This window comes from Bacillus sp. JJ1532 (assembly GCF_036965085.1).
In the GTDB taxonomy this organism is placed as follows: domain Bacteria; phylum Bacillota; class Bacilli; order Bacillales; family Cytobacillaceae; genus Cytobacillus.
The window spans coordinates 249163-259307 of sequence record NZ_JBALOW010000003.1 but is presented as its reverse complement, the minus strand read 5'-3'; the positions used below and the strand labels follow the sequence as shown (position 1 = coordinate 259307).

Sequence of the window (10145 nt, the reverse complement as noted above, 5' to 3'; positions counted from 1 at the left end):
TTATTCAAGAAAATGGCCCGATTGTGGAATAAGAAAAAATCCTGCATATCAACACAGGATTTTTAATCAAACTTTATTTTAAATAATCGAATTTTATTTTAAATGATCAATCTTTTTTATATAACTACACCTATAACGAGTTCTTTTCCTCCTAAAATATCTTTCGTCATACATCAAATAAAAAAGACCATCAAAAGATGGCCTTTAACAATACTTAATAATGAATACTATTAGTAATGAATCAAAAAGTGTAGTTTTATGATACTCAACTGTGTTTTTAAAGCATAAGAATGTAACCTTCCTTTTTAAAGCATAAGGATGTCACCTTGACACTTTTATGGTTTAAGTCACAAGACAAATAAAAAACCACCAAATATGTATTTGGTGGAGACGGAGGGAGTCGAACCCTCGTCCAGAAACATCGGCACTTAAGCTTCTACGAGTGTAGTCGATATATTCGCGCTTCGCTGATCCTTATGCCTATCGACAGGCGTCCGGTCAGCTAGTCTGGTTGTTCTCTTCCTTCTCCCTCAGACGGTGAGATCCGGCGTAGCCCACTTAGAGTGAGTCCGCTACCCTACCACATGGGCGATGGAGGGGCGAACCGCTAAGCGCTATTAAGCAGCTAAAGCGAAGTTGTTTTGTTGTTTGCCAGTTATAGGCTTTGACGTTTTAACGAGGCCGATCCCCTCGACTCGCGACCTAAGCTCGAACTATCCCTGTCGAATCCGTAGCGTCCCCATTATAAAAGGTCTGCACCGAAGCTTATTCTGCATGCTGACAACTAACGGAATGCTCAAGTTTAGCTGAGCTAAAGTTATGTGTCACTGCCTCGTGACAGTTATTATTATAGCACATCTAACCACAATTTCAATTGTAAGTTTTTGTAAAACAATCCTACATCTTCTGTCTTTCGCGGAAAGCACGGTCTACTTCACGTTTCGCTTCTTTCTTTTTCAGATCTTCACGTTTATCGTATTTCTTCTTACCTTTTGCAAGGCCGATTAACACCTTCGCAAAGCCGTTTTTCAAATATAGCTTTAATGGAACAATTGAATAACCAATTTCCTTCGTGTCGCCGATCAATTTGCTGATTTCTTTTCCGTGAAGAAGCAGCTTTCTTGTCCGCAATGGATCATGGTTGTAGCGGTTTCCCTGTTCGTATGGGCTAATATGCATCCCAATGAGAAAAACTTCTCCTTTTTCAATTCTGGCATACGAATCTTTTAAGTTAACTTTGCCTGCACGAATAGATTTGATTTCAGTTCCCTGAAGGACAATTCCAGCTTCATAGGTTTCTTCTATTGCAAAATCATGATAAGCCTTTTTATTTTGGGCAATCATTTTTCCTGCGCCCTTTGGCATGACATTTCCCCCTTACATTCTTTTCTGCAAGAACAAAACCTTTTGGGGGCTAACTAGCAGAAAGGAATTTTTCGATAACCTCATTGTAGCAAATTTCCAAGGCTCGCTCAATTAAGAGCCTAGGTGGATTGAAAAAGAGAGCCTAAAATTGATAAAGGCCCTCTAATATTATAAACTAACGCTTTTTACTCTTTCTCTTCGCTTTTGGGGCATTGTCGTAAAACTTCTTTTTCTTTCTTGGACTTTTTCCTGAATCTTTGCCATTATTATTTTTTCCTTGGCCTTGTTCAGATTTCCCTTTACGAGGCTTTCGCTCGCTGCTGCCAGTTCGGATAATCTTCGGTAATTCTTTGGAATCCCTTCTCCGAGGGGTCCCCTTCATGCCAACAATCTCAAAATCGATAGAACGCTCTTCCTTATTTACTTTAATCACTCTAACCGTAATTTCATCCCCGATTCGGAAGACATTGCCTGTACGTTCACCAATCATTGCTAGATGGCGTTCATCATAACGGTAGTAATCATCCGTCATATAACTAACATGAATCAGACCTTCAATCGTATTCGGCAACTCAACAAACATCCCAAAGTTCGTAACAGAGCTAATAATTCCATCATATTCTTGGCCAATTTTATCTTCCATATATTCAGCTTTTTTCAGCTCGTCTGTTTCCCGCTCCGCGTCAACTGCTCTTCGTTCCATATTGGAGGTATGCTCGGCAATATCCGGTAACAGGACATTCCATTTTTCTCTTGTCGTTGCATCTAGCTTGCCTTGAATTAAATACGTTCGGATTAACCGGTGGACAATTAAGTCAGGGTAACGGCGAATCGGTGAAGTAAAATGCGTATAAAACTCCGTTGACAGCCCGAAGTGTCCCAGGCTTTCCGGATAATATTTAGCCTGCTGCATCGAGCGAAGCATCACCGTCGAAACTACCATTTCTTCCGGCTTTCCTTGCACCTCTTCGATTATTTCCTGTAATGCCCGCGGATGTACAGCATTGGCCGTTCCTCTAACTAAATAACCAAAGTTCGTAATAAACTCGAAAAATCTTCTTAGCTTATCCTCTTTCGGATCCTCGTGTATACGATAGATGAACGGAACATCCAGCCAATGGAAATGCTCAGCCACCGTTTCATTGGCAGCAAGCATAAACTCTTCAATTAGCCTTTCTGCTGTAGAACGTTCACGAAGAACAACATCATTTGGCTTTCCTTCTTCATCCACAATTACTTTTGCCTCTTTAAAATCAAAATCAATGGCACCGCGCTTCATCCGCTTTTCTCGTAAAATTTGAGCAAGCTCTCCCATAAGCTGAAACATTGGGATTAGCGGCTCGTAACGCTTCAGCAGTTCCTCATCCTGATCCTCAAGAATTTTATTCACATCCGAATACGTCATCCGCTCCGTTGTTTTAATCACACTCTGGAAGATTTCATGTGATATAACCTCTCCACTCGAGGTAATTTCCATTTCGCATGATAAGGTCAATCTGTCCACCTGCGGATTCAATGAACAAATGCCATTTGACAGACGGTGAGGAATCATCGGTATCACCCGATCGACTAGATAGACACTCGTTCCCCGGTCAGATGCTTCCCGGTCGATAGGGGAATCTTCCGTCACATAATGTGAAACATCAGCAATATGTACACCAAGCTTGTAATTTCCGTTTGCTAATTTTGTCACGGTAACGGCATCATCTAAATCCTTTGCATCAGCTCCATCAATCGTCACAATCGTTTCATTTCTTAAATCGCGGCGGTTTTCTAGATCGCTTTCCGCAATTGTTTCAGGTGTACTATTTGCATGATTAATCACTTCATCCGGAAAAGCCATTGGCAGATTGTGTTTATGTATGATTGACAGGATGTCCACACCCGGGTCATTTTTGTGACCAAGAATTTGAATGACTTCTCCCTCTGCACTTTTCCTTCCTTCTGGGTAAGTGGTCAGTTTTACTACCACTTTATGACCTTCCACTGCCCCTAAGGATGCATTTTTCGGAATAAAAATATCGCTAGTGAACTTCTTATCATCAGGCAGAACAAAACCAAAATGCTTACTCTCTGTGTAGGTTCCAACAATTTGCTGAATCCCACGTTCTAATATTCGGACGATGGTTCCTTCTCTTCTTTGTCCTGAGCTTTCCGAGCTGACTCGTGCTAGGACGATATCTCCATGCATCGCGTTGTTCGTTTCATTTGGCGGAATAAAAATATCATCCATCCCTGGCTCTTCAGGTATGACGAAGGCAAAACCCTTTGCATGACCCGTTAACTTACCGCGGATCAGATTCATTTTTTCCGGCAGTCCGTAACGATTGCTTCTTGTTCTTACAACAAGCCCTTTTTCTTCCATTTGTACTAATGCCTTGACGAAGTCCTTGAAATCGGATGAATCCTCAATTCCAAATGCCGCCTCCATTTCTTGGACCGTCAATGGCTTGTAGGCTTCATCCTTCATATAATAGAGAAGCTTGTCAATGATCTGTTGAATATTTTCCATTTACTTTTCCCTCCCTCTCGAGGTTCGTTTCTATTATTCTTCCCAATTAAGTCTTTCTAAAAACTGATAGACGTCTTCATGCAGCAAATCTTTCTCTTTATCGAAAGTAATGACATGCCCAGATTCTTCGTACCATTTCAGCTGCTTTAAATCTGTTTCGACTGCGTTATAAATAATATTGGCACTGTCTGTATTAATCATGTGATCATGCCGTGCCTGTACAACAAATGTCGGTGAATAAACTGTATCCACATGCTGACGGACATCCGAGATCAGATTTTGCAGAGCCTTTAATGTTTTCATTGGCGTCTTACAGAATTCAGTAATTTCCTGCTCAATGATCTCTTCGGTTTTTCCTTCCAGCCTTTTATATTCCCGGGCATATTGCAGAATTCCTTCATACATCACTTCTTCGCTTTTTATATACATCGGCGCACACATCGTAGTAATTCCCTTTATAGGTACAGTGTAACCCAATTTTAGTGAAAATACGCCGCCTAATGACAAGCCGCACACAGCTATCTCCTGATGGCCTTTATTTTTCAAAAACTCGTACCCTTCCATGACATTTTCCCACCAGTCATCAGGTCCCGTAGAAATCAGTTCCTCCGGCGGAACCCCGTGTCCTTTATAAAGTGGCGCATGGCAGGTATACCCTTTCCCTTCAAGATAACGTCCAAGCATTCTCATGTCCGCTGTGTTCCCTGTAAATCCATGCAACAGCAATACTGCTCGTTTTCCATTTCCAAAGGTAAACGGCTTCGGTGCTACAATCTTCATTATGTAAGACTCCTTTTTTCTTAACTAAACGTTTGTTTAAAAGCGTATAAACAAACGTTTGATTAACTTGATTATCTATATTTTTAACAAACCAAGGGATTACAATCCAATAAAAACCATCTTTAACAAACGAAAAAAAACCTGACCTTCGTAAGGCCAGGCAATTTTTTATAATGCGAAATACGAAACTAAAATAGTCAGAATAAAGAATAGAACAGAAAGAACAACTGTGATGCGGTGTAGAATTAAATCAAGACCGCGTGCTTTTTGCTTCCCAAAAAGCTGTTCCGCTCCTCCTGAAATTGCACCGGAAAGACCAGCACTTTTACCAGATTGAAGAAGCACCACAAGTATAAGTCCGACAGAAACAATCGCTAATAAAACAATAAATAATGTATGCATCAAGGCCACCTCCTGAAAACGCACAACTACAATATTTTAAATTTATCATATTTTTGTAAGATGTACAATAGTACGGCACGGGATTTACAAATGGTAATTTAAAAAAGAGGAATTCTTATATTAAGATTGAAGATATATGTATATTAAATAAGGAGTGAACATGTTGATTGTAAAAGAAAGAACCATTCCCCTTAAAATTCTAGCTTGTGAAGCATTATTGAATAGGCTGCCACCGAATTTTGAAAAGCGGCCACTAATTGAAAAAGATTTAGCAAAGCGAAAAGCAGGCTTCCGCGGTGAAGTGGCTACTGATTATTACATTAATATTCTTACTGACAAAGAATTCACCATTGTCAAAAATCTTCGCCTATCCAACGGACACGAATACTTCCAGATAGATACCTTTATTCTATCCCCCACATTTGCTCTCATCCTTGAAACAAAGAATATTAGCGGCACCCTCTTTTTTGATTCCAAATTTAAGCAGTTAATCCGATATATGAATGACAATGAAGATGGATTTTTGGATCCCATTACACAAGCTGAAAGGCAAAAGAGAGAATTTAGAAATTGGCTACAACAGCGAAACATTTCAATTCCAATCGAATATTTAGTTGTGATTAGCAACCCGTCCACCGTCATTAAAACAGATCCCAAAAATCATGTAGCTTTTAAAGTAGTCTTACATGCCCATGAATTATTGGATCGTATTGAAAAAATGCAAAAATCATTTACCGAAGAAAAATTTACGCAGCGGGAGATAAAAAGAATAGCCAAACTTCTAGTTACTAGCCACACCCCTGAAAAGGTCATTGTATTGGAGAAATACAAAATCTCTGTATCCGCCCTGATAACAGGTGTCCAATGCCCAAAATGTAGGCCTTCTCCAATGAAACGTATTTACGGAACATGGTTCTGTCCCGTATGTAAGCTCAAAGATAAGGCAGCCCATTATCAAGCTTTAATAGATTACTGCCTTTTAATAGGTTCTTCAATTACAAATCAGCAATTTCGGGAGTTTTTGAGACTATCTTCTCCAGATATTGCAAAAAAGTTACTATTTTCTATGAATTTACCTCATTCTGGTTTAAATAAAGGCCGTATCTATCACCTTGACATCCTTTTAGATAGAGATATCGGTCAGTTTTAATGATATATCGGTCGACTTCACTATTATATCGGTCACTTTTTTGATATATCGGTCAGTTTATCAAATATATCGGTCAATTCACATATAAAAAGGTGACTGCCCCCGCAGTCACCTCCTACTAGTTACTTCTTCAAATTATAAAAACTCTTCAATCCATCATATACCGCTAAATCGCCAAGCTCGTCTTCGATGCGAAGTAGCTGGTTGTATTTTGCAATACGATCCGTACGGGACATAGAACCTGTTTTGATTTGGCCAGCGTTTGTTGCTACAGCGATGTCAGCAATTGTGGCATCTTCTGTTTCGCCTGAACGGTGGGAAACAACGGCTGTGTAGCCTGCACGTTTCGCCATTTCAATCGCTTCAAACGTTTCTGTTAATGTACCGATTTGGTTCACTTTAATTAGAATGGAGTTGCCGACACCCTGCTCAATTCCTTGAGCAAGCTTCTTCGTATTTGTTACAAAAAGGTCATCTCCAACTAGCTGAACCTTCCCGCCAATGCGCTCTGTTAACAGTTTATGACCTTCCCAGTCATTTTCATCTAAACCGTCTTCAATGGAGATAATTGGGAACTCATTAACTAACTCCTCATAGAAGCTCACCATATCTTGAGAAGTTAAGCCTGTGCGGCCTTCGCCAGCTAAATCGTATTTGCCTGTTTCTTTATTGTAGAATTCAGAAGAAGCTACATCCATTGCTAAGTAAATATCTTTCCCAGCTTCGTATCCAGCGTTGCGGATTGCTTCGATAATCACTTCTAAAGCTTCACGGTTTGAGCCAAGGTTCGGTGCAAAACCGCCTTCATCCCCAACAGCCGTGTTAAGGCCTTTACCTGAAAGAACCTTCTTCAATTCATGGAAAACCTCAGTACCCATGCGGATTGCTTCCTTAAAAGTAGGCGCTCCAACAGGCATAATCATGAATTCTTGGAAATCTACGTTGTTATCAGCGTGTGATCCTCCGTTAATAATGTTCATCATTGGTGTCGGAAGCTGCTTTGCATTGAAGCCGCCAAGATAGCGATATAAAGGAAGACCCACAGACTCAGCAGCCGCGTGTGCTGCAGCCATAGATACGCCCAAAATAGCATTCGCGCCAAGCTTGCCTTTATTTTCAGTACCGTCTAATTCGATCATCGTGCGGTCAATGCCAACCTGATCCGTCACATCCATGCCGATAAGCGCTTCTTCAATAATATTATTTACGTTATTAACCGCTTTTTGAACACCTTTTCCAAGGTAACGGGATTTGTCACCGTCACGAAGCTCAACTGCTTCGTATTCACCTGTTGATGCACCAGATGGAACAATGGCACGGCCAAAGAAACCAGACTCTGTAATGACTTCTACCTCTACAGTTGGATTACCGCGGGAATCTAATACTTCACGAGCGTAAACATGTTGGATATATGGCATATCTTTTCTCTCCTTTAAAATCTTTTTTTAGTAGTAAAAAATTTATTTTTTCACAAGCGTCTTTCCTGTCATCTCAGCTGGTTTCTCCAGCCCTAGCAAATCAAGTATAGTTGGCGCCAGATCACCAAGGATTCCGCCATCACGCAGCTCAATTCCAGCTGCCGTCACAATAACAGGCACAGGATTGGTCGTATGGGCGGTCATCGGGTGGCCATCAAGTGTTACCACTTCATCTGCATTTCCATGATCGGCTGTAATAATCGCTTTTCCGCCTTTTGCAATAATGGAATCCACAACTTTTCCTAAACATTCATCAACCGTTTCTACAGCCTTAATCGTTGGCTCGAGCATACCGGAGTGACCGACCATATCGGCATTGGCAAAGTTTAAGATAATCGCATCAAACTTATCCGCTTCAATTTCCTTCAATAAGGCATCTGTTACTTCATAAGCGCTCATTTCGGGTTTTAAGTCATATGTTGCAACCTTTGGCGAATTAATCAAGATTCTCTCTTCACCAGGGAATTCCGCCTCACGACCGCCGCTCATAAAAAACGTCACATGAGGATACTTTTCCGTTTCTGCAATTCGCAGCTGCTTTAAGCCATTCTGAGAAATAATCTCTCCTAGCGTGTTATCTAAGTTGTTCGGCTCAAATGCTACATATCCGTCTACAGTTTCACTAAAATGAGTCAAACATACGAAGAAAAGATTCTCCGGATGCTTTGTCCCCCGATCAAATGAACGGAAATCCTTATTCGTAAAGGTGTTCGAAATTTGGATCGCCCGGTCCGGACGGAAATTATAGAAAATAACCGCGTCATTATCTTGAATCGTTGCAACAGGCTCTCCATTTTCTTGCGTTATGACAGATGGAAGGACGAATTCGTCAAAAATCCCATGACTATAATTATCCTCCACCAAATCGACCGCCTTAGAATATGTTGGACCCTCACCGTATACCATGGAGCGATAGGATTTTTCAACCCGCTCCCAGCGCTTATCCCGGTCCATGGAGTAATACCGGCCAGAAATGGTAGCAAATTTTCCAACACCGTATTCCTTCATTTTTTCCTCTGCTGCTTTTATGTAGCCTCCTGCTGTTTGCGGGCCAACGTCACGTCCATCCAAAAAACCATGAACAAAGACGTTCTTTACGCCTTCTTCTGCGGCAAGATGCAGGAGTGCATACAGATGACTGATATGACTATGGACGCCTCCATCCGACAGCAAACCCATAATATGTAAGTTGGTGCCATTCTTTTTCACATGGTCCATCGCTTTTAAGAATGTTTCATTTTTATCGAATTTGCCTTCGCGAATGGCCACGTTGACTCGAGTTAAGCTTTGATACACAATCCGGCCGGCTCCAATATTTAGATGACCCACTTCTGAATTGCCCATTTGTCCTTCAGGCAGACCAACCGCTTCTCCGGATGCCGTTAACGTGGAATGCGGGTATGTATTCCAGAACCGTTCAAAATTCGGCTTCTTCGCCTGATAAACGGCATTTCCTTTATGCTCTGCCCTTAAGCCGAATCCATCAAGAATAATTAAAGCTACCGGGGATTTACTCATACTTCCCTGCCTCCAATAATTGCAGGAAGGATTGCGCCTCAAGACTTGCTCCGCCTACTAAAGCCCCATCAATATCTGGTTGAGCCATATATTCTTTAATATTAGCGGGCTTCACACTGCCCCCATATTGAATGCGTAACGCCTCAGCAGCAGCCTGTGAAAATTGGTCTCTCACTACTTGGCGAATATGGGCACATACTTCATTTGCATCCTCTGCTGTTGAGGATTTCCCCGTGCCAATCGCCCAAATTGGCTCATAGGCAATCACTGTTTGTTTGACTTGTTCTTCAGACAAACCCTTTAATGCATTTTCAACCTGGGAACCAACAAACGCCATTGTCTCCCCGTTCTCACGCTGTTCCAGTGTTTCACCAACACAGACGATTGGCGTTAGATTGTATTTGAACGCAGCCAAAGTCTTTTTATTGACAGCCTCATCAGTTTCATTGAACATTTCACGGCGCTCCGAATGACCGAGAATGACATACGTGACGCCGATATCCTCAAGTGCTGCAGGACTGATTTCTCCTGTAAAAGCACCGCTTTCCTCAAAATGCATATTTTGAGCACCTATGCCTACACCATAGCCTACTAATGCCTCCAAAAATAGAGCAGGTGCACAAACTACTGTTTCAACCTTATCTTGGTCCGTAATCGAGCCATCGATTTCTTCAAAAAATGCTTTCGCCTCTGAAAGGGTTTTATGCATTTTCCAGTTTCCTGCAATAATTGGTTTACGCATGCTGGCACATCCTTTTTTGATAAAAAAATTTAGGGTTCACCGTTCGGGGGCATTATGACTGCCTTTGATACGGATATTTCCTGTCGAAGGGTGTTATGAAGGGCTCCTTAACTACCTTCCTCACGCTTTTTTCTTGTCGAAAGGAGTTATGAATGCTCCTTAACTACCTTCCTCACGCATTTTTCTTGTCGAAGGGCG

General features: G+C 41.4%; 8 protein-coding genes and 1 other RNA gene. 1 reads left to right on the top strand and 8 read right to left on the bottom strand.

Annotated elements, in window-relative coordinates; genetic code table 11:
- Positions 1–382 precede the first annotated feature (382 nt).
- The 5 genes from ssrA to secG form a co-directional block, all read right to left on the bottom strand.
- Positions 383–741: a transfer-messenger RNA gene (ssrA, locus tag V7122_RS02780) on the bottom strand.
- A 156-nt stretch (positions 742–897) separates the two neighbouring features.
- Positions 898–1365: an SsrA-binding protein SmpB gene (gene smpB, locus V7122_RS02775; RefSeq protein ID WP_335344031.1), complete on the bottom strand. Its 468-nt coding sequence runs from the start codon at positions 1363–1365 to the stop codon at positions 898–900.
- A 175-nt stretch (positions 1366–1540) separates the two neighbouring features.
- Positions 1541–3877, bottom strand: a complete 2337-nt coding sequence (gene rnr / locus V7122_RS02770) for a ribonuclease R (protein WP_335525752.1) — start codon at positions 3875–3877, stop codon at positions 1541–1543.
- A 33-nt stretch (positions 3878–3910) separates the two neighbouring features.
- Positions 3911–4657, bottom strand: a complete 747-nt coding sequence (locus V7122_RS02765; RefSeq protein ID WP_335525751.1) for an alpha/beta hydrolase — start codon at positions 4655–4657, stop codon at positions 3911–3913.
- Positions 4658–4825: 168 nt separating this feature from the next.
- Entirely contained in the window at positions 4826–5059 is a 234-nt protein-coding gene (gene secG, locus V7122_RS02760; protein WP_335344034.1) for a preprotein translocase subunit SecG, read from the bottom strand.
- A 163-nt stretch (positions 5060–5222) separates the two neighbouring features.
- Here secG and V7122_RS02755 point away from each other — a divergent pair, with 163 nt between their 5' ends.
- The gene (locus tag V7122_RS02755; RefSeq protein WP_335525750.1) at positions 5223–6209 is read left to right on the top strand and encodes a nuclease-related domain-containing protein; all 987 of its coding nucleotides are present in this window, start codon (positions 5223–5225) and stop codon (positions 6207–6209) included.
- Positions 6210–6331: 122 nt separating this feature from the next.
- Here the strand turns inward: V7122_RS02755 and eno are convergent, their stop codons facing one another.
- Genes eno through tpiA form a run of 3 tightly spaced genes read right to left on the bottom strand, consistent with a single transcriptional unit; the run spans position 6332 to position 9947 of the window.
- On the bottom strand, positions 6332–7627 hold the full coding sequence (gene eno / locus V7122_RS02750; protein WP_335344036.1) for a phosphopyruvate hydratase: 1296 nt from the start codon (positions 7625–7627) through the stop codon (positions 6332–6334).
- Between the two features lie 42 nt (positions 7628–7669).
- Positions 7670–9205 (bottom strand): 2,3-bisphosphoglycerate-independent phosphoglycerate mutase, encoded by a 1536-nt coding sequence (gene gpmI / locus V7122_RS02745; RefSeq protein ID WP_335354609.1) that lies wholly within the window; start codon positions 9203–9205, stop codon positions 7670–7672.
- Complete coding sequence (gene tpiA / locus V7122_RS02740; protein WP_335525749.1) at positions 9198–9947, bottom strand: triose-phosphate isomerase; 750 nt, start codon at positions 9945–9947, stop codon at positions 9198–9200. The genes gpmI and tpiA overlap by 8 nt, the downstream gene beginning before the upstream one ends.
- Positions 9948–10145 lie beyond the last annotated feature (198 nt).

What these genes read in the sequence shown, in the direction of transcription:
- smpB (WP_335344031.1), bottom strand. Translation starts at nt 1,365, where the DNA reads ATGCCAAAGGGCGCAGGAAAAATGATTGCCCAAAATAAAAAGGCTTAT.
- rnr (WP_335525752.1), bottom strand. Translation starts at nt 3,877, where the DNA reads ATGGAAAATATTCAACAGATCATTGACAAGCTTCTCTATTATATGAAG.
- V7122_RS02765 (WP_335525751.1), bottom strand. Translation starts at nt 4,657, where the DNA reads ATGAAGATTGTAGCACCGAAGCCGTTTACCTTTGGAAATGGAAAACGA.
- secG (WP_335344034.1), bottom strand. Translation starts at nt 5,059, where the DNA reads ATGCATACATTATTTATTGTTTTATTAGCGATTGTTTCTGTCGGACTT.
- eno (WP_335344036.1), bottom strand. Translation starts at nt 7,627, where the DNA reads ATGCCATATATCCAACATGTTTACGCTCGTGAAGTATTAGATTCCCGC.
- gpmI (WP_335354609.1), bottom strand. Translation starts at nt 9,205, where the DNA reads ATGAGTAAATCCCCGGTAGCTTTAATTATTCTTGATGGATTCGGCTTA.
- tpiA (WP_335525749.1), bottom strand. Translation starts at nt 9,947, where the DNA reads ATGCGTAAACCAATTATTGCAGGAAACTGGAAAATGCATAAAACCCTT.